This window comes from Streptomyces chisholmiae (genome assembly GCF_031845445.1).
Classification (GTDB): domain Bacteria; phylum Actinomycetota; class Actinomycetes; order Streptomycetales; family Streptomycetaceae; genus Streptomyces; species Streptomyces chisholmiae.
On record NZ_JAVREO010000003.1, the window covers coordinates 315,152 to 334,610 of the forward strand.

Genomic DNA, 19,459 nt, shown 5'->3' on the forward strand with positions numbered 1-19,459 from the left:
GCGGCCGACCGGGCGCGCGCCGCGCCCGCACCGAGGGCCGCCGCGCCCCGCGGACCGAAGGAGTGCGCTCGCATGCGACGACCCACCATCCGACCCCTCGCCGCCCTCGCCACGGTCGGCGCCCTGGCCCTCACCGGCTGCGGCACGGAGGCCGGCGGCACCGCGCCGGAGGCGGCGGACGCGACGCCCGGCGGTCCGCCGCACACCCTCCAGGCCGAGCGGGTCATGCGGCTGACCGAGCCCCACCAGGAGACCGGGATGACCCTGCTGGAGGGCCCGACCTTCGACGAGGACGGGCAGCTGATCGTGGTGGACGTCACCGCGCCCGCCGGCGACCCCAAGGTGCTCGGGATCGACCTCGAAGCGGGCACCGCCCGCCCGCTGCACACCGACGACCGGGGCGCCTACACCTCGGCCCAGTTCAGCCCGCACGACGGTCGGCTCTACCTGACCGACTACCTCCACGGCGAGATCGTGAGCCTGGCCCCGGACGGCGGCGATCCGCGGACCTTCTTCGCCGGCGAGGTGGACGGCGCGCCGATGAACCCCGACGACCTGGCCTTCGACCCGGCGGGCAACCTCTACGTCAGTGACTCACGCGGCCTGTCCGAGGGCGAGCCGCTCGGCCGGGTGGTGCGGATCGACCGGGACGGGGAGCAGGCCACGGTGCTGGCCGACGGGCTGGCCGCGACCAACGGCGTCTCCTTCGACGCCGACCACGCCGGCCTGTGGTTCAGCGAACTCCTGGAGAACCGGATCTCCTACCTCAAGCTCGACGCGGCGGGCGCGGTGACCTCCCGGCACACCGCGATCCGGGTCGACGGCGGGATCGCCCAGACCGACTCGATCGCGGTGGACGCGGCCGGCAACCTCTACCAGGGGCTGCACGGCCGGGCCGCCATGCTGGTCTACGACCGGCACGGCGGCCACCTGGCGACCGTGGAGCTGCCGACCGACCACGCCGGCCTGGAGTCGGCGACCAACGTCGCGATCACCCCAGGCGGCACGACGGCCTATCTGACCGTCAGCGGACCGGCCGGCGGCTACCTGTACACCTTCGAGGCGCTGGCGGAGGGCACCCGGCAGTCCAACGGCGGCTGACCGCGGTCCTGGACCGCCGCGAATCGCCGCCTCCGCCCCGTCGCCCCGTCGGCGGCCTTCGGCTCAGCCGTCGAGTGGCCGCACCGCCCCCACCTCGACGTCGAGCAGCCGCCAGGCGGCCAGCGCCCGCCGGGCTCGTTCCTCCGGGGTCCGGCCGGTGACGGCGCCGGCGACCATGGCGATGGCCAGCATCAGGTCGCCCGCCCCGGCCAGCCGGTGCCCGGCCGGGGTGCGGCTGCGCAGCGCGTCCTCGACCCGCCGCGAGAGGTCCAGGGCGTAGGCGTGGGTCTCGTCGGACCGCCGGCTGGCCTCGTCCAGGTGTAAGAGGCTGATGAAGGCGGCCGAGTCCGTCAGGTGCCAGGAGACGATCCCCAGCATCTCCGGCAGCGTGGCCGCCCGCGCCGCCGCCTCCTCGATCTGCCGCACGTTCTCCTCAAGCACCGCGGTGGCCACCGCCCCCCGGTCCGGGAAATGGCGGTACAGCACGCCCTGCCCGACCCCGGCCCGGCGGGCGATCGCCGACAGCGGGGCGTCCAGGCCCTGCTCCGCGTAGACCTGGCGGGCGGCGGCGATCAGCGCGGCCCGGTTGCGGGCGGCGGCCCGCGGCCCGTCGTTGGGCGGCCGCCGCGCCGCGGATCTGTGGTCCTCCGTCACGGCAGGGAGCCTACCGAGCCCGGGGGCGGGGCCGGCGGGCTCTTGGACCCGCCGGCCCCGCCTCCCGGCACGCCGAACGCCCCACCGGCGACGGCCGTCGGCTGCCGGTCGTCGTCGGTGGGGCGTGGTGGGTCGGCCCGTGGTGGGCCGCCCGGGGTGGATCAGTACGGGCCGTTGACGTTGTCCATCGAGCCGTAGCGGTCGGCCGCGTAGTTGCAGGCCGCGACGATGTTGGCCACCGGGTCGTACTGGTCGTAGGCGGTGCCCTCGACGTGGTAGGCGGCGAAGGTGGGCTCGATCACCTGGAGCAGGCCCTTGGACGGCACGCCGTTCTGGGCGTTGATGTCCCAGAGGTTGATGGCGTAGGGGTCGCCGCTGGACTCGCGCATGATGTTGCGGTGGATGCCCTCGTAGCTGCCCGGGATGCCGTGCTCGTCCATGATGGCCAGCGCCTCGCGGATCCAGCCGTCGAGGTTGTCCGGGTACTCGACCGCCGCCGGCTCGGTGCTCTCCTCGGTGGCCTCGGCCGCGGCCTCGTCGGCCGCCGGGGCCTCCTCGGCCGGCTGCTCGTCGGTGCCGGCGTCCTCGGCGGCCACCGTGGTGTCGGCCGTCTCGGTCGCGTCGGCCTCGGCCTCGTCCTCGGCGGCGGGTATCTGGGTGGGGTGCAGGAAGGGGCGCAGGTCGAGGGCGGTGGGGCGCCCCTCAAGCGTCTCGTGGAGCGAGGCGGCGGTCTGGCCCTCGGTCAGGGTGAAGGCGACCGGGGCGTCGGTCCCGGTGGCGGTCGGCGCGGGCGCGGTGCTGGTCCTGGCGGAGTCGGCCGCCGCGTTGCCCGGTACGAGCGAGACGGCCATGGCCGCGGCGCCGGCGGCGACGACACCGGCCACCGAGAGCCTGCGGCTCCGGGACCGGCGGGGGCCAGGGGTGCTGTTTGCGAACAATGTGGTCGTTCCTCGATGGAAGTGGGGGTAAATCCCGCGATTGCGGACGACGGCCAGTCTTAGCGCCGCCGGATTCGACCGGCAAAGGTGTGACCTACGACCCCGGCCCGTAGTGCTCCCGCGTCCGTCCCGGGTGCGCGGTGGCGGCGCGGCCCCGCCGCACCGCTACGTCGTTTCGTAGGTGACCCGGGTCATATGTCCGGCTTCACAGCCGCGCGGGGATGGCCTCACCGACGGTGAGTGAGTGGTGGCGGCGTTGTGCGGGTGGGGGGCGCGACGCCGACTTTGGGGTTGCAAACATGGGCAAAGGCTGACAAATCGGACGCGATCCGCGGTGCCGGGGTGCTCCCGCGAACCCCCGGCCGGGAACGGCGGAAGCCCCCGCCCGACGGCCGTCGGGCGGGGGCTTCCGGTGCCACGGGTGGGGCTCAGCGTTCGCCGGCGGCCCCGGCCGGCTCGTCCTCGGCCGGCCTGCCCCCGGCCGGCGCGGCCGAGTCCTTCCGGTCCTCGTCCCGCACCCGGGCCAGCGGGCTCGGCCACCAGACCCGCGGCCCGATGTCCCGGACCAGCGCCGGCACCAGCAGTGAGCGCACCACCAGGGTGTCCAGCAGCACGCCGAAGGCCACGATGAAGGCGATCTGGAGCAGGAAGGCCAGCGGGATCACGCTCAGCGCCGCGAACGTCGCCGCCAGTACCACGCCGGCCGAGGTGATCACCCCGCCGGTCGAGGTCAGCCCGCGCAGCATGCCCTCCCGGGTGCCGTGCAGCTCGGTCTCCTCCCGGACCCGGGACATCAGGAAGATGTTGTAGTCCACGCCCAGCGCCACCAGGAAGACGAAGCCGTAGAGCGGCACCGAGGAGTCCGTCCCGGCGAAGCCCAGCAGCCCCTGGAAGACCAGCGCCGAGACGCCCAGCGTGGTCAGGAAGTTCAGCCCGACGGTCGCCACCAGCAGCAGCGGGGCCACCAGCGAACGCAGCAGGCCGATGAGGATGACCAGGATGATCGCCAGCACCACCGGGACGATCAGTGCCCGGTCCTCGCCGGCCTGCGTCTGGGTGTCGTACTGCTGCGCCGTGTAGCCGCCGACCAGGGCGTCGGCCTCGGGCAGCGCGTGCAGCTCGGTCCGCAGATCGACCACGGTCTCCTGCGCAGCGTCGCTGTCCGCCGGGTCCTCCAGGGTGACGTCCACCCGCACCCGGTCGTCCACCACCAGCGGCTCGCCGCCGCCGGGGCCGCCCGTGGCGGTCACCGGCTCGGCCCAGGCCACCCCGTCGGTCCGCTCGGCCGAGGCGATGACCTGGTCCAGGGCGCCGGCGTCGGCGATGACCACGGTCGGGTTTCCGGCGCCGCCGGGGAAGTGCTCGCCGAGGGTCTCCTGGGCGGCCACCGAGGGCGCGTCGTTGACGAAGATCTCGTCCAGCGGCACGCCCTTGGAGTTGAGCGTCGGCGCGAACGCGGCGCCGGCCAGCAGCACCACCAGGGTGGCGGCCCAGACCTGCCGTGGCCTGGTGTCGACCAGCCTGGCGATCCGCGACCACACCCCCTGCCCACCGCCCCGCTTGGCCTTGGGACCCGGCTTGGCCGGCCAGAACGCGGCCCGGCCGGCGAGCAGCAGCGCCGCCGGCAGGAAGGTCAGCGCGCTCAGCACGGCGCAGGCGATGCCGATGGCGCCCACCGGCCCCAGCGCCTTGTTGTTGGCGAGGTCGCTCAACAGCAGCGCCAGCAGGCCGAGTGCCACGGTCGCGCCACTGGCCACGATCGGCTCGACCGACCGCTTCCACGCCGTCCGCATCGCCGCGTACCGGTCCTCGGTGGTCGCCAGCTCCTCCCGGAACCGCGCGGTCAACAACAGCGCGTAGTCCGTGGCGGCGCCGATCACCAGGATGAAGAGGATGCCCTGGACCTGCCCGTCCACCGTCAGCACGTCGCGGTCGGCCAGGAAGTAGACCACCGCGCAGGCCAGCGCCAGCGCGAAGACCGCGCCGATGATGATCACCAGCGGCAGCAGCACGCTGCGGTAGACCAGCAGCAGGATCAGCAGCACGGTGGTCAGCGCGACGCCCAGCAGCAGACCGTCGATGCCGGCGAAGGCGTCCGACAGGTCGGCCTGGCTGGCGGCCGGACCGGCCACCCGCACGGTCGTGCCCGACACCCGCTCGGCCGCCGACGTCACCCGCTCCAGGGTCTCCGGCAGCTCCTCCTCAAGGGCCGGGTCGAGCGGCACCACCGCCTGCAGCGCCAGCCCGTCGTCGGAGCGCAGCGCGGGGGACGGCTGGCCGGCCAGGGCCGGGTCGTCGGCCAGCGCCCGCAGGGCCTCGGTCGCCGCCCCGGCCTGCTCCTCGCTGAGGTCGGCGTCGCCCTCCTCCGCCGTCCAGACGATGATCGCCGGCAGCGTCTCGTCCTGCCGGAACGCCTCCTGTGCCCGGACCACCTGGGTCGACTCCGCGCTCTGCGGCAGGAAGGAGGCCTGGTCGTTGGTGGCGACCTCGCCGAGCCGGCCGGCGAAGGAGCTGAGCCCGGCGCCTACGCCGAGCCAGGCCAGCAGGACGACGAGGGCGACCAGCCAGGTCGTTCGTCGGGTGGCGCTGAACATGGGGGATCTCCCAAGGGGGGCGAGAAATAGCTCATTGACTAACAATCTCAATCGTCAAGATAAATGTAGCCGACCCACCCAGGAGGTTCTGCCAAGGGGGGAGGGTCAGCGGCGCGGCGCGGGCTGCTCGCTCAACTCCTCGCCCAGCGCGGTGAGGAAACGGGCCACCACGGCCAGCTCCCCGGCGCTGAACCTGGCCCGCGCGCTCTCCGTCGCGGTGGCCAACGGGCGGAAGTGCTCCCGGGCCGCGGCGCGGGCCGGGGCCACGAAGTGCACATGCACCACCCGGCGGTCCTCGCTGGCCCGCTCCCGCCGCACCAGGCCGGCCCGCTCCAGCCGGTCCAGACACGCGGTCACCGCGCCCGAGGTCAGGCCGAGCCGGGCACCCAGCCGGCCGGGGGTCAGTGGCTCGGGGCTGTCCAGGAGCACGCCGAGCGCCTGGGCGTCCGTCGGGTGGAGCCCCTGGGCCAGGGCGAAGCCGTGCAGAAGGCGGTTGATCTCGCCGTTGACGCGGCGCAACTGTCGTGCGAACGCCGGGAGGTCGGCCGCCGGATTCTCGGTACCGGGCATGACGTCAGCCTATAGAAACGCGAGGTGAGCCCCGCCGGGGGCGGGCCGCCGCCACCCAACGGCAGCCGGGCCCGACCCTCCGGTGGCTCCTGTTGACCGGAGGGTCGAACCCGTGGCGACCTCGCCCCGCCGCCGGCGGCCCGCAGCACGCGGTGCGGCCGGCCGGGCGGGGCGCCCGGTCAGTTCTGTGTACGCTGCGGGGCCAGGCCAGCGGCCGCCATGTAGGTGGACAGCACCAGCTTGCCGACCGCCGGGTAGGCGCCCAGCGGCTCCGCCACGGGGCAACCGGCCTCCTTGGCCGCCGAGTCCAGCAGCCCGTCCGCGATCTCCGGGCCGATCAGGCAGGGCGCCAGGGCCAGCTGCCGGGAGCCGGCCTCCAGCAGCCGGTTCGCCGTGGCCGCCACCGCGCCCTCCTCGTCCAGCGCCGCCGCCAGCACCGGCACGGCCAGCCGCGCGGAGAGCAGCATCCCGGTGATCCCGGCGGTCTGCACCGCCTCCTCACCGCCGACCGTGGCCAGCACGATGCCGTCGGCCGCCGTGGCCACCGTGAACAGCCGCGCCCGGTCGGCGCGCGCCAGACCGGACTCGGAGAGCCGGACGTGCACCCCCTCGGCCAGCAGCGGGTGCGGGCCCAACACGTCGGTCAGCTCGGCGGCCGAGCCGCTGCCCAGCACCGCCTGCCGTATCCCGTGCAGTTGGGAGCTGTCCGGGCCGGCCAGCAGGGGCACCACGATCGCGCTCGGCGCGCCGGAGGAGTCCGAGGCCTTCGCATCGGCCTCCGAGAGGACCTCGGCCAACGCCGGGAAGCCCTCGTCCGTCGTCTCGGCGAAGCCGATCCGGGCGTCCAGCCCGGGCAGTTCGGAGCGCGCGATGCTCAGCACCTCCTCCGCGACCGAGAGGCTGCCGGCGGACGGCACCCCGGGTACGGCAAGCACCAGCGGGGGCGCGCCCTCCGGCGCGGACACCGGCTCCGGCCTGCGGTGACGGCCGGACTGGCGGGGGCGCGGCATACGAACGGGGAGGCCGGAGGCCGGTCCAGTGGAGGAGCTCATGTCGCCGCATGTTAATGCCTTGCCCCGCTTGACCGTTCGCCCGGGGGGACCAGAAGCAGGTGTGTCCCGGTATATCCCGCACGTCGGTGTGACGGACGCGATATCGGCCTTTACCCGCGGTCCCCGCCGGCTCACCCCCGCTCCCCGACCAGGTGCAGCAGCCCCGGGTCCGCCGGCAGCCGGCTGCCGCCGAACGCCAGCCGGCCGGCGAGCAACAGCGCGCCGTCCAACGGGGAACCCGCCGCCGGTACCACCTCGGCCGCCGGCAGCCGGCGCGCCAACTCCCCGGCCAACGGCCCGGTCAGCGGCTCGCCCAGCCGGAACAGCCCCCCGGTGAGCGCCACTCGGCCCGGACCGGCCGACGGCTCGACGGCGGTCGGGTAGACGGCGGCCACCGTCTCCGCGATCTCCGCCGCCGCAGCGGCCAGGATGCCGACCGCCACCGGATCGGGCTCGGCCGCCGTCGCGCAGCGTGCCACCTCGGGGGCGAACGACGCCAGCACCGCCGGCCGGTCGGCCCGCGGGTACAGCCGCGACGGCAGGCCCGGCATCGGCCCGAAGGCCGCCTCCGCCCGGGCCAGCAGCGCGGCCGAGCCGCCCGACCGGCCGTCGTGCTCGCGCAGCGCCGCCGCCAGCCCGCGCTGCCCGATCCAGGCGCCGCCCCCGCAGTCGCCCAGCAGATGGCCCCAGCCGTCCGCCCGCCGCCACGCGCGCAACTCGGTGCCCAGCGCGATCATCCCGGTACCGGCGGCCACCACCGCGCCCGGCGCCTCGCCCAGCGCGCCGGCGTACCCGGTGACCGCGTCGGCGGCCAGCGCCAGCCGGCGCGCGCCCAGGCCGGCGGCCAGCGCCTCCGGCAGCTCGGCGCGCAGCCGCCCGCCGAGCGTCGCCATCCCGGCGGCGCCGACACAGACCGCGTCGATCCGCGCCGCCGGCGCCGCCTCGTCCAGCAACGCCCGGGCCGCCGGCAGCAGTTGGGCCAGCAGATGGCCGGCGTCGATCCCGCCGGGGCCGGTGCGCACCGGCTCCGCGGTGCGCCGCTCGCCGGCCGGCGGCTCGACCCCGTCGGGAGTGGCCCGGGCCAGCGCGACGCGCAGCCCGGAACCGCCGGAATCCACCCCCAGCACCCAGGCCGCGCCCCCGGCGGGGCCGGCCGTCACGGCAGCTTCCAGTCCACCGGGGCCGCGCCCTGCTCGGCGAGAAGCGCGTTGACCCGGCTGAACGGCCGCGAACCGAAGAAGCCCCGGTCCGCCGACATGGGCGACGGGTGCGCCGACTCCACCGCCGGCACCGGCCCGAGCAGCGGACGCAGCCCCCGGGCGTCCCGGCCCCACAGGATCGCCACCAGCGGCTTGCCGCGCGCCGCCAGCGCCCGGATCGCCTGCTCCGTGACCTCCTCCCAGCCCTTGCCCCGGTGCGCCGCCGGCCGCCGCGGCGCCGTCGTCAGGGCGCGGTTGAGCAGCAGCACGCCCTGGCCCGTCCAGGGCGTCAGATCGCCCGTCGAGGGTCTGGGCAGCCCCAGGTCCTCGTGCAGCTCCCGGTAGATGTTCTCCAGGCTGCCGGGGAGTGGACGCACCTCGGGCGCCACCGAGAAACTCAGCCCCACGGCGTGCCCCGGCGTCGGATAGGGGTCCTGGCCGACGATCAACACCCTTACCTCGTCGAAGGGTTGCTGAAAGGCGCGGAGGACGTTCTGGCCGGCGGGCAGGTAGGTGCGGCCGGCGGCGATCTCCGCCCGGAGGAAGTCCCCCATCGCCGCGATCCGCTCCGCCACCGGCTCCAGCGCCTTGGCCCAGCCCGGTTCGACAATCTCATGCAATGCTCGTGCTGCCACGGTCGGTCACCCTACTGGCAAGCACTGACAGCGCGTTGCCCGCACACCCCGGGCGTGCGACACCATCCCGCGCGCCCGGGGCAACGGTGTCCCCGCCGGTGAGCGGGAGTGACGGCGGGGGAGCGGCGCGCGGGAGTGACCGCGCGCCGCCGCCCCGCCCGGTCAGCGGCGCGGGTGCGCGCGCTCGTACTGCGCGGGCACCGGCGCGTCCGTCGCGCCCAGCTCGTCGGCCGCCCGCCGCGGCCAGTACGGCTCCCGCAGCAGCGCCCGGCCCAGGAAGACCGCGTCCGCCTCGCCGGCCTCCAGGATCTTCTCCGCCTGCCCCGGCTCGGTGATCAACCCGACGGCCGCCACCGGCAGTTCGGTCTCCGCCTTGACCCGCGCCGCGAACGGCACCTGGTAGCCGGGCTCGGTCGGGATCCGCACCCCGGCCGCGTTCCCGCCGGACGAGACGTCCAGCAGGTCCACCCCGCGCGCCCGCAGCTCGCCCGCCAGCCGCACCGTGTCGTCCGGCGTCCAGCCGCCCTCCGGCAGCCAGTCGGTGGCCGAGATCCGGAAGAACAGCGGCAGTTCGGCCGGCCAGACCGCGCGCACCGCCGACACCACCTCCAGCGCCAGCCGGCTGCGGCCGGCGAAGTCGCCGCCGTAGCCGTCGGTGCGGTGGTTGCTGTGCGGGGAGAGGAACTCGCCGATCAGGTAGCCGTGCGCGCCGTGCACCTCGACCACCTGGAAGCCGGCGGCCAGTGCCCGCCGGGCCGCCGCCGCGAACTGCTCGACCACCTCGGCGATCTCCGCCTCGGACAGCTCGTGCGGCGCCGGGTGCCCCTCGGCGAACGGCACCGGGCTCGGCCCGACCGTCGGCCAGGGCCGCTCCTCCCCGCCCAGCGGGCCGCCGCCCTCCCAGGGCAGCTGGCTGGAGGCCTTCCGGCCGGCGTGCGCCAGCTGCACCCCGGCGACCGCGCCCCGCTCCCTGATGGCGCCGGCCAGCCGGGTCAGCGCAGCCTGCTGCCGGTCGTTCCACAGGCCCAGGTCACCGTGGCTGATCCGGCCCTCGGGGCTGACCGCCGTCGCTTCCAGCAGGATCAGGCCGGCGCCGCCGACCGCCCGGCTGGTGTAGTGGGTGAAGTGCCAGTCGTTGGCCACGCCGGTGTCCGGGCCCGCGACGTCCGCCGAGTACTGGCACATGGGGGCCATCCAGACCCGGTTGGGCACCGTCAGCGAACGTACCGACCACGGCTCGAACAGCGAACTCACAGCGACTCCTCCAGCGTTCGGCCCGCGCGCCCGGCGCCCGTGGGGACGCCCGGCCGGCCGGGTGACAGGGCACACCCGACCTGCGGACCCATGAAGTACGAAGGTCCTCGTACAAGACGAGTCTCCGACAAATACCAGGCGTGTGCAAGTAGTGCTGTTCGGTCGGGCGGTGGCCTTCCGTACGATGGGGCCATGACGCCCGGCGCCAGCACCGCCCTCCCAGGTCGCGCCCTGGACCACCCCGACCGCGCCGACATCCGGCTGCCGCAGGTGCTGCACGCGCTCGCCGACCCGGTCCGGCTCTCCCTGGTCAGCGCCCTCGCCGCCACCGCGGCCGAGCTGCCCTGCTCCGCCTTCGAGCTGCCGGTCACCAAGTCCACCTGCACCCATCACTTCCGGGTGCTGCGCGAGGCCGGCGTCATCCGCCAGGCCTACCGCGGCACCGCCAAGCTGAACGCCCTGCGCCGAGCCGACCTGGAAGCCCTCTTCCCCGGTCTCCTCGACGCCATCCTGACCGCCTACACCGCCCCGGCCCAGGCCCGCCGGGGCGCGTAGCGCGCGGGCGGGCCCGGGACCGGGCTCGGGCCCCGCCGGGGGGCTTCGGTCATGTCAGGGCCGTCATGCGGTCGATCTCCGCGCTCTGGCTGGCCACCACGTCGTTGGCCAGTTGTTCCACGGACTGGTCCGTGGTGCTGCCCAGCACCTCGACCGCCATGGTCACGCCGCCCTCGTGGTGCCGGATCATGAGCTCCAGGAAGAGCGCGTCGAAGGCGTCGCCCCGGGCCGCGGCCAGCCGGTCCAGTTCCTCGGGGGAGGCCATCCCCGGCATGTCCCCGTGCCCCTCGGGCTCCCCGTGGTCGCCGTGGTCGCCATGCTCGCCCTGGCCACCGTCCTCGCCGTCCGCCCCGCGCTCGGCCAGCCAGGCCCGCATCACCTCGATCTCCGGGCCCTGGGCGGCCTCGATCCGTTCGGCGATGCCGCGCACCGCCGGGTCCTCGGCGTGGGTCAGCGCCAGCTCGGTCATCGCCAGCGCCTGCCCGTGGTGCTCGATCATGCCGCGCAGGTAGGCGAGGTCGGCCGGGTCGGCGGCGCCGGCCTCCGGCAGCCGGGCGGCGGCCTCCTCCTGGGTGAGCGTCTCGGCGTCCTCGCCGGGGGCGCCGGGGGCGATCACGGAGGGCCGTGGGTCGTCGGCCGCCGCCTCCTCCGTCCCGCCGCTACAGGCGGCCAGCCCGAGGACCGCGAGCGCGGCGGTCAGCGCGACGCGAACGGGAGCGGGGGAGCGGCGGTGGGTGGCGCGCGGGCGGTCCGTCAACGGAGCCTCCTGTTGCGGAAGATGACAGTCCTGTTGCCTATGTTGATATGTACATGCAGTTATCCATACTGAAGGGTACGCAATCGGTTCGCCAACTCCGCGGTCACCCCTGCGGACTGAGGGAGGATTCGTCGTGACACCGTTGCACCAAGGCCGTCGCCGGAAGGGAAGGATCGGGGTGCTCGTGGCCCTCTCGGGCCTGCTGGCCACCCTGTTCCTGGCGGGCCCGGCCGCCGCCACCCCCGACCCGGACCGGGACCCCACCACCGGCGTCGAGACCGCCGGCAGCGCCGGGGAGCGCACCCGGGCGGCCATCGCCGCGGGCGAGATACCCGACGTCGACGAGATCGTGCACAGCGACAACATCACCCACCTGGCCAACGTCCCCCGCGCCGAGGGCCTCGGCACCAACAGCGACCTGGTCTTCCAGGGCAAGTACGCGTTCGCCGGCAACTACAACGGCTTCGTCGTCTACGACATCAGCCGCCCCCGCGCCCCGCGTGTCGTCAGCCAGGTGCTCTGCCCGGGCGCGCAGGGCGACATCTCCGTCTCCGGCGACCTGCTCTTCTTCTCCGTCGACTCCTCGCGCAGTGACGACTCCTGCGCCAGCGAGGCCCAGCCGGCGACCGACCCGGACTCCTGGGAGGGCATCCGGGTCTTCGACATCAGCGACGTGCGCGCCCCGCGCTACGTCGCCGCCGTCGAGACCGCCTGCGGCTCGCACACCCACACCATCGTGCCGGAGCGGCGGAACGTCTACGTCTACGTCTCCTCCTACTCGCCCCACGCGACCTTCCCCGACTGCCAGCCGCCCCACGACGGGATCTCCGTGGTGAAGGTGCCCCGGCACGCGCCGGAGCGGGCCGAACTCTCCAGCTTCGAGGTGCTCTTCCCGGACGGCGGCTTCCCCGGCGACGACTCGGGATCGGCCACCTCCGGCTGCCATGACATCACCGCCTACCCGGAGCTCGACCTGGCCGCCGGCGCCTGCATGGGCGACGGCCTGCTGCTGGACATCTCCCGCCCGGCCACCCCCCGCGTCATCGACCGGGTGCAGGACACCGAGCACTTCGCCTTCTGGCACTCGGCCACCTTCAGCGAGGACGGACGCAAGATCGTCTTCACCGACGAACTCGGCGGCGGCGGGGCGGCCACCTGCAACGCGGAGATCGGCGACGAGTTCGGCGCCAACGGCATCTACCACGTCACCGGCCGCGGCGACGACCGGCGGCTGGAGTTCCGCAGCTACTTCAAGATCCCGCGCCACCAGGCCGACACCGAGAACTGCGTGGCCCACAACGGCTCACTGATCCCGGTGCCCGGGCGGGACATCATGGTCCAGGCCTGGTACCAGGGCGGCATCTCGGTCTGGGAGTTCACCGACTCGGACCGGCCCCGCGAGATCGGCTACTTCGAGCGCGGCCCGGTCAACGGCGACCGGCTCTCCTTCGGCGGCGCCTGGTCCTCCTACTACTACAACGGCCACATCTACTCCAACGACCAGAAGGGCCTGGACGTCCTGCGGATCGACGACCGGCGCACCGACCCGGCCCGTGGCGTGCGGCTGTCCGAGCTGAACCCGCAGACGCAGCCCAGCTACCGCTGAGGCCCCCCGGCACGCGGCGTGCCGCCGGGCGGCTTCGGGCCCGGCGGCACCCCCAGCTCCCAGTCCAGCCCGTACCCGCTGAACAGCTCCGCCCGCAGCCGCTGCGGCGCCATCGGCGCCCCCGGCAGCAGCTGGGCCACCACCGCCCCCATCAACAGCGCCCGCAGCACCGGGTAGTCGGTGTCCGGGTCGGCCGAGCCGAACGCGACCATCGTCTCCCGCAGCAGCGCCGCCAGCCGCTGCTGCTCCGCGCACTGGATGAAGCCCTCGTACTGGAGCAGCCCCGCCATGTGCGCCCGCATCAGCACCGGCTGGTCGGCGGCCAGCCCCAGGATCGCGTCGATGGCCCGGGCCAGCAGCTCCCGGCCCGCCTCCGGGCCCGTCGGCCGGGGCTCCCGCTCCAGCGCGGCGGCCAGTGTGCGGTGCATCAGCCGGTGCACCGCCGACTGGAGCAGCTGGCGTTTCCCGGGAAAGTAGTAGGAGACCAGACCGCGGGCCGCGCCGGCCCGATCCGCGATGTTTCCCAAGGTCGTGGCCTCGTAGCCGCGCTCGGCGACCAGCTCGACGGTGGCCTGGAGCAGCCGTTCGCGGGAACGTCGCCGCATCTCCTCATTGACCGATGGGCGGCGAGGCGACATGCTGGGCTCCCGTTGACTGGCTGGCAGCCAATATACTCAGCCGGCCAGCTGGTTCTTTCCCCGCGCCCGGGGGAAGGAAGGCCGGGGGTGGTATCGGGCGGTGCGGGGGACCGTCCGATACCACCACCGGACCCCGGCCGCCCCCGGCGGGCGGCCGGCTCAGGCGCCGACCAACTCCAGCACCGGCCGCAGGTCGTCCGGCCGGTCCCCGACCGGCAGGTGCCGCACCAGGTGCACCGCGCAGCCCAGGGCCGTGGCCCCGCCGTCGGCGGTGGCGTTGTCGCCGACCATCAGCGCCTGCTCCGGCGCCACCCCCAACGCGTCGCAGGCGAGCGCGAAGAGCGGCGGATCGGGCTTCTTCACCCCGTGCTCGTAGCTGAGCGCGAACGCCGACACCAGGTCCAGCATCCCGTGCTCGCGGAAGACCGGCCGCAGGTCCCAGCCGATGTTGCTCACCACCGCGACCGGCACGCCCCGCGCCGCCAGCTCCGCCAGCACCGGTCGGGCGTCCGGGTAGGGCCGCCAGGCCGCCGGCTCCATGTGCCGGTCGTAGAGGACGTCGTACACCTCGGGGGCGCCGGGCAGCGGCACCTGCCGCGCCAGGGTGACGTACAGCCGCCGGTGGCCCCGCGCGTCCACGTCCCGCGCCTCCCACAGCTCCCGCAGCTCCGGCGGCACCACCGTCGGCTCGGAGCCCCCGGGCAGTGCGCCGACCCCCTCCAACGCGGCGGCCAGCCGCCGCAGTTCGTCCTCCGGCAGCCGCACCCCGACCCGGGTCAGGCCCACCCGGAGCCAGTCGGCGGTCGGCTCGATCCGCAGCAGGGTCCCGGAGAAGTCGAAGAGCACGCCCCTGATGGTCATGGCGGAATTCTCCCGCAGCCCGCGCCCCGACGGCCAGCCGAGCGCCCGCTCCGGGGCCGCGCACGGCCGCCCATCTCCCGGGGCGTGCGGCCGGCCGGTGCGGACCGGCGTGCCTGCCGGCGCGCGGCGCCGACCCGCGCCCCCAGGGGCGCCCCGTCAGCCGTGCAGGGCGGTCAGGCCGGGGGCGAAGGCGACCAGCAGCGGCACCACGGGCACCAGCGTGACCGCCGCCGTCAGCCGCAGCCGGCGGGCGGTGGACAGCCGCCGCTCCGGCTCCAGCAGCCGGTTCACCCGCTGCGGCACCTCGGTGTGCTCGGTCGCGCAGCCGAACACGCCACGCCCCTCGTTCAGCCCCACCAGCGCCAGCGCCGTGGTCAGCCGACCGAACCTGCGGGACGCCATGTCGTCGGCGGACAGCTCGACCAGCCGGTGCACCTGCGTCTGGAACGCGGCGAAGACCGGCACCCCGGGAAAACCGCCGGCCAGCGCGCCGGCGCAGTGCTGGAGCCAGTGGTGACGCGCCCGCGCGTGCCCCCGCTCGTGCGCCAGCACGGCGTCCAGCTGGCGCCGGTTGAGCCGGCGCAGCGCGGCGGTGGTGATCATCAGCTGGGGCGGCGAGCCCGGCAGCAGCCAGGCGTCCGGCCGCTCGTCCTCACAGACCACCAACGGCCCCGTGGACCGCGCCACCTCACCCGGCAGCAGCGGCGAACGGGCCAGCAACTCGGCGCGCCGGCGCCGGCGTCGCACCCGGGCCCGGTAGACCTCCCGGGTCAGCGCGACCGCCGTCCACAGCCCACCGCAGGCCAGCAGCAACGCCAGCCCGGCGGCCACCCGGTCGCCGTCGGGGAGCGCGTAGGCGTCCACCACCTGCGCCGGCGCGGGGGCGAAGACCCCGCCGTGCACCAGCCGCCAGGCGGCCGCGCCGGAGAACGCCATGGCCAGCACGCAGCACAGCAGCACGGCGGCCACCACGCACTGCCACATCCACAGGGCCAGCACCGGTTCCCGGTCCGACCAGGCACCGCGCGCCACCACCCGGGGAGCGATCGCGGCGGTCAACGCACCCAACCCGAGCAGCGTGATGGTGATCACCATGACCCCAGCCTAGAGCCCCGCCGGAGCGCCGTTGACCGGGGTGGCCGCCGAGGTGAGCAACGCCTCATCCGGCGCTGGTCGGGCGGCGTCCCGGCGGCTCACATGGCCAGCAGCATGGCCACCATGCCGAGCCCTAGCGCCAGCCGACAGGCCACCGCCAGCTCGTCCTCGACCGCCTCCGGGCCCACCGCCGCACCCACCGTCGCACCGGTCCCCGCCGTCCCGCCGTGCGCGCGCGGGCGCGGGCCCCGGCGCGCGACCCCCGCGCGCCCTCCGGCTGCCGGGAGTAGCCGGGGCGCGGTGTGCAGCGCGTGCAGCGCGAAGTACGCCAGCAGCGCGCCGGTCACCACCGGCACCCCGCTCAGCCCGGCGTCACCGCCGTGGCCCGCATGGCCGCCATGGCCGGCGTGTGCCCCGTGGCCGCCGGCCACCGCGCCGGCCATCACCAGCGCCATGTAGACCATCCCGCCACCCTCCACCAGGTGGTGTGCCCGGTGCCGGGCGCGCAGCCCCAGCGGCAGCGCCGCCGCCACCGCCGTCGCCCCGCACACCACCACCAGCAGGCCGGCCGGCGGCCCCGGCGCGCCCGTCATGGCCCACGCCATCAGCGCCATGGACAGCCCCATCGCCGCCTCCAGCGCCCGCGCCTGCCGCTGCCCGGGCGCCGCCCGGCGCAGCCGGGCCAGGCAGTAGCCGCCTATGCCGCCGCAGACCCCGACCAGCAGCCAACTCACCAGCACCGGACCGTGCATCGCCACCTCCGCCGCTCACCGCGAAGGCTGCCCGCGCGGGGGCGCCCGCACGGCGGCGCACGGGGGCGCGGGGGCGCGCGTACGCCGTCGCGCCCGGCCCGGTCCGCCCCGGGGCGTGCGGGGGAGCGGCGGCGCGTAGGATGGCCGGCCGTGACGGCGACAGGCGAGTTGGACTTCCGGGCGGCGGACGAGGCGGACGTGCCGGCGCTGGTGGCGCTGGTGGAGTCCGCGTACCGGGGTGAGGCCAGCCGGGCCGGCTGGACCACCGAGGCCGACCTGCTGGACGGCCAGCGCACCGACCCCGAGGCCGTCCGCGAGCTGCTCACCGACCCGGAGAGCCTGCTGCTCACCGTGCGGGACGGCGGCGAGCTGGTGGCCTGCTGCCACCTCCAGCGCCGGACCGGTGCCGCCGGCGGCACCGACGCCTACTTCGGGATGTTCGCGGTCCGCCCCGGCCGCCAGGGCGGCGGCCTCGGCCGCCGGGTGCTGGCCGAGGCGGAGGCCCGCGCGGCCCGCGACTGGCGGGCCGACACGATGGTGATGCAGGTGATCTCCGCCCGCAGCGAGCTGATCGCCTGGTACGAGCGGTGCGGCTACCGGCCCACCGGCGAGACGCTGCCCTTCCCCTACGGCGAGGAACGCTTCGGCCTCCCCCGCCGCCCCGACCTGCGCTTCGCCGTCCTGGTCAAGCCGCTGCCCTGACCGCCGGGATCAGCCTGCCGCGCGGCCCCGCCTGGCCTGCCGCGCAAGACCCCTGACCCGCGGCCGCCGGCGGGCCGGTGGCGGACGGCGCGGCCGCCGCCGGCTGGTCCGCCCGGGGCCCGCCGCCCAGCGCCGGCGCTGGGCGGCTGAGCCGCGCCCGGTCAGCGCTCCGGTCAGGTCCCGACCCGCTCCGCCCCGGTCAGGTCCCAGACCCACCCCCGTCAAGCCCGCCCCTGTCAGCCCGCTGACCTGGCCGCCCGGACGATCTCCGGCCGGTCGGTCACCACTCCGGCCAGCCCCAGCTCACGCGCCCGGGCCAGCTCCGCCTCGGTGTTCACGGTCCAGGCCAGCACCGGCAGCCCGGCCGCGCGGCAGCGCGTCACCACCTCGGCGTCCAGCCGGGGCAGCGCGCAGGAGACCAGCGCGCAGCCGAGCGCCGCCGCCCGCTCCGGGGCGGTCGCGGTGGACGTGCCGGTGACCAGCCCGCGCGGCACCGCCGGCAGCGCCGCCGCGAAGGCCGCCAGCGCCACGTCGTGGAACGAGATCACGGTGACCCGCCCGGTCAGTCCGTGCCGGTCCACGAACGCGGCCAGTTCCCCGGCCGCCGCCACGTCCTTGATCTCCAGTTGCAGCGGCCCGTCGATCTCGGCCACCACCTCGGCCAGCAGCGGCACCCGCTCGCCCCGGCCGGCGTCCAGCGCGCGCAGCTCCGCCAGCGTCAGCTCGGCGACCGCGCCGCGCCCGTCGGTGGTGCGGTCCACCCGGGCGTCGTGCAGCACCACCAGCGCGCCGTCCCGGCTCAGCCGCAGGTCCAGCTCGATCGCGTCCAGCCCGGCCCGCCGGGCCCGGCGGAACGAGCGCAGTGTGTTCTCCGGCTCCACGCCCATCAGGCCACGGTGCCCCACGGTCAGCAGCGACATGGCCCACACCCTAGGCCGCGCCCCGGCCGAGCCCCGAGCCCCGAGCCCGGTCCGGGACGGCAGCCCTGTTGATGGGCCAATCTTCAGCCGATACCGTGGAAGCACAACATATTCTTCTGTGGAGGGTGGGACATGACGGAAAGTCTTGCGTCAATCGCGGCATCGGGCGGCGGATCGACGGACGACCGTGTGGTCGAGCACCCCGCCTGGCCGGTGCTCAAGGCGGCCGTCGCCGCGATCCGGCCGGCCCAGGCGAAGGACGGCTCCATCGACCTGACCGCCGAAGACGCCCCGGACCCGGCCGAGTTGACCCGCCAGGTGGCGCGGATCACGGACGCCGTCGAGACGCTGTCGCCGCTCCTGGCGCACGACGCCGCCTACCACCGGGCGCTCGTCGCCGACCTGCGCCGCTGGGCCGACGGCGGCTTCGGGGTGCCGGACTTCCTCGACTCGCTGCTCGCCTTCCAGCCCACCGCCAGCCGCGTCGACGGCCGCCAGCACCTGGTGGTCTTCCCGATGTACACCCAGAACGGCAATCCGGACCGGAACCTGGAGGCGGTGGTCTTCCGGGTGGTCTGGCCCGACTGGCTGGCCGAGCTGGAGCGCACCCGCTACGACAACCCGCTCTTCCTCAGCATCACCTTCGAGGACTTCACCGACGGCTACGACACCAACTCGGCCGTCCTCTTCCCCGAGACCATCGCGGTCCGCCAGGCCCCCGAGCGGTTCTCCTGGGGCGCCATCTTCTGCGACCGGGAGGCCGCCCGCTTCGGCCGGGTGGTCGAGGCCGCCTGCCAGGTCACCAGCCTCGCCCTGCCCGAGGAGGCCCAGGGCCTGCTGACCGACCAGCGGCGCTGCCAGCAGACCTTCGGGCTGTGGGACATGGTGCACGACCGCACCCACAGCCACGGCGACCTGCCGTTCGACCCCTTCATGATCAAACAGCGCCAGCCGTTCTGGATGTACGGGCTTGAGGAACTGCGCTGCGACCTCACCGCCTTCCACGAGGCCGGCAAGCTCGCCGACGACGGCTACCCGCAGGGCCGCGACGTGCAGTACGCGGTGCTGCTCGACCGGCTCTTCCGGTTCCCCGTCACCGGCGCCCGGGTGCGCAACTACGACGGCCTGGGCGGCCAGTTGCTCTTCGCCTACCTGCACCAGCACGACGCGCTGCGCTGGCGGGACAACCGCCTCACGGTGGACTGGGCGCACGCCCGCGCGGTCACCGCCCAGCTGCGCGAGGAGATCGAGACCCTCTACCGGCGCGGCATCGACCGCCCCAAGATCGTGCACTGGCTCAAGGCCTACGACCTGGTCGCCAACTACCTCTCCCCGCACCCCGGTTCGGTCTGGGCCAAGGGCCCGGACGCGCTGGACCTCAGCCAGCCGCCCCGCCGGCTGGTCGACGAGGTGCTGCCGGACGAGTTCCCGCTGAGTCTCTTCTACGAGGCGCTGGCCCGGAAGCTCCGTAAGGTGATCGAGTCCACCCGGGGCATCACCGCCGCCCAGGCCGGCCGTCAGGCCGCCTGAGCGGGCGGCGCGCACTCCGGGCAAAATGGCTTCGACGAGGAGGCGA

At 75.2% G+C, this 19,459-nt stretch carries 19 protein-coding genes; 5 read left to right on the plus strand and 14 right to left on the minus strand.

From position 1 onward, the window contains the following. Positions 1–72: 72 nt before the first annotated feature. Entirely contained in the window at positions 73–1,101 is a 1,029-nt protein-coding gene (locus RM844_RS06490) for an SMP-30/gluconolactonase/LRE family protein (protein WP_311665782.1), read from the plus strand. A 63-nt stretch (positions 1,102–1,164) separates the two neighbouring features. Here RM844_RS06490 and RM844_RS06495 read toward each other — a convergent pair whose 3' ends face one another. From RM844_RS06495 to RM844_RS06530, 8 genes are all read right to left on the minus strand, one after another. Then, positions 1,165–1,755, minus strand: coding sequence for a helix-turn-helix domain-containing protein (locus RM844_RS06495; RefSeq protein ID WP_311665784.1), 591 nt, complete (start codon positions 1,753–1,755; stop codon positions 1,165–1,167). A 161-nt stretch (positions 1,756–1,916) separates the two neighbouring features. After that, positions 1,917–2,639, minus strand: coding sequence for a transglycosylase SLT domain-containing protein (locus RM844_RS06500; RefSeq protein WP_311665786.1), 723 nt, complete (start codon positions 2,637–2,639; stop codon positions 1,917–1,919). Positions 2,640–3,121: 482 nt separating this feature from the next. Further along, a complete protein-coding gene (locus tag RM844_RS06505) occupies positions 3,122–5,287 on the minus strand; it encodes an MMPL family transporter (protein ID WP_311665787.1) in 2,166 nt (721 codons plus the stop codon). Between the two features lie 105 nt (positions 5,288–5,392). Next, a complete protein-coding gene (locus RM844_RS06510; RefSeq protein ID WP_311665789.1) occupies positions 5,393–5,857 on the minus strand; it encodes a MarR family winged helix-turn-helix transcriptional regulator in 465 nt (154 codons plus the stop codon). Between the two features lie 179 nt (positions 5,858–6,036). Next, on the minus strand, positions 6,037–6,909 hold the full coding sequence (locus RM844_RS06515) for a sirohydrochlorin chelatase (protein WP_311665791.1): 873 nt from the start codon (positions 6,907–6,909) through the stop codon (positions 6,037–6,039). A 131-nt stretch (positions 6,910–7,040) separates the two neighbouring features. Next, entirely contained in the window at positions 7,041–8,069 is a 1,029-nt protein-coding gene (locus RM844_RS06520) for an N-acetylglucosamine kinase (protein ID WP_311665793.1), read from the minus strand. Then, on the minus strand, positions 8,066–8,743 hold the full coding sequence (locus RM844_RS06525; protein WP_311665795.1) for a uracil-DNA glycosylase: 678 nt from the start codon (positions 8,741–8,743) through the stop codon (positions 8,066–8,068). The genes RM844_RS06520 and RM844_RS06525 overlap by 4 nt, the downstream gene beginning before the upstream one ends. Before the next feature lie 162 nt (positions 8,744–8,905). Next, complete coding sequence (locus RM844_RS06530) at positions 8,906–9,997, minus strand: NADH:flavin oxidoreductase/NADH oxidase (protein ID WP_311665797.1); 1,092 nt, start codon at positions 9,995–9,997, stop codon at positions 8,906–8,908. A gap of 192 nt (positions 9,998–10,189) precedes the next feature. On the opposite strand from RM844_RS06530, the gene RM844_RS06535 reads away from it, so the two are divergent. Further along, complete coding sequence (locus RM844_RS06535; protein ID WP_311665799.1) at positions 10,190–10,552, plus strand: ArsR/SmtB family transcription factor; 363 nt, start codon at positions 10,190–10,192, stop codon at positions 10,550–10,552. Positions 10,553–10,601: 49 nt separating this feature from the next. On the opposite strand, the gene RM844_RS06540 is transcribed toward RM844_RS06535, so the two are convergent. After that, positions 10,602–11,309 (minus strand): DUF305 domain-containing protein, encoded by a 708-nt coding sequence (locus RM844_RS06540; protein WP_311665801.1) that lies wholly within the window; start codon positions 11,307–11,309, stop codon positions 10,602–10,604. Between the two features lie 184 nt (positions 11,310–11,493). Between RM844_RS06540 and RM844_RS06545 the strand changes: the two genes are divergently transcribed. After that, entirely contained in the window at positions 11,494–12,915 is a 1,422-nt protein-coding gene (locus tag RM844_RS06545; protein ID WP_311665802.1) for an LVIVD repeat-containing protein, read from the plus strand. Here RM844_RS06545 and RM844_RS06550 read toward each other — a convergent pair. From RM844_RS06550 to RM844_RS06565, 4 genes are all read right to left on the minus strand, one after another. Continuing rightward, the gene (locus RM844_RS06550) at positions 12,906–13,553 is read right to left on the minus strand and encodes a TetR/AcrR family transcriptional regulator (protein WP_311665804.1); all 648 of its coding nucleotides are present in this window, start codon (positions 13,551–13,553) and stop codon (positions 12,906–12,908) included. The two genes, RM844_RS06545 and RM844_RS06550, sit on opposite strands and share 10 nt — an antisense overlap. Before the next feature lie 159 nt (positions 13,554–13,712). Next, a complete protein-coding gene (locus RM844_RS06555) occupies positions 13,713–14,414 on the minus strand; it encodes an HAD family hydrolase (RefSeq protein WP_311665807.1) in 702 nt (233 codons plus the stop codon). A gap of 156 nt (positions 14,415–14,570) precedes the next feature. After that, entirely contained in the window at positions 14,571–15,509 is a 939-nt protein-coding gene (locus RM844_RS06560) for a M56 family metallopeptidase (protein WP_311665809.1), read from the minus strand. Positions 15,510–15,607: 98 nt separating this feature from the next. Then, entirely contained in the window at positions 15,608–16,261 is a 654-nt protein-coding gene (locus tag RM844_RS06565) for a DUF5134 domain-containing protein (RefSeq protein ID WP_311665810.1), read from the minus strand. A 150-nt stretch (positions 16,262–16,411) separates the two neighbouring features. Here RM844_RS06565 and RM844_RS06570 point away from each other — a divergent pair, with 150 nt between their 5' ends. Beyond that, positions 16,412–16,963 (plus strand): GNAT family N-acetyltransferase, encoded by a 552-nt coding sequence (locus RM844_RS06570; protein ID WP_311665812.1) that lies wholly within the window; start codon positions 16,412–16,414, stop codon positions 16,961–16,963. Between the two features lie 236 nt (positions 16,964–17,199). Here the strand turns inward: RM844_RS06570 and RM844_RS06575 are convergent, their stop codons facing one another. After that, positions 17,200–17,883, minus strand: coding sequence for a glycerophosphodiester phosphodiesterase (locus tag RM844_RS06575; protein WP_311665814.1), 684 nt, complete (start codon positions 17,881–17,883; stop codon positions 17,200–17,202). A 132-nt stretch (positions 17,884–18,015) separates the two neighbouring features. Between RM844_RS06575 and RM844_RS06580 the strand changes: the two genes are divergently transcribed. Further along, the gene (locus RM844_RS06580) at positions 18,016–19,413 is read left to right on the plus strand and encodes a DUF6421 family protein (protein WP_311665816.1); all 1,398 of its coding nucleotides are present in this window, start codon (positions 18,016–18,018) and stop codon (positions 19,411–19,413) included. Positions 19,414–19,459 lie beyond the last annotated feature (46 nt).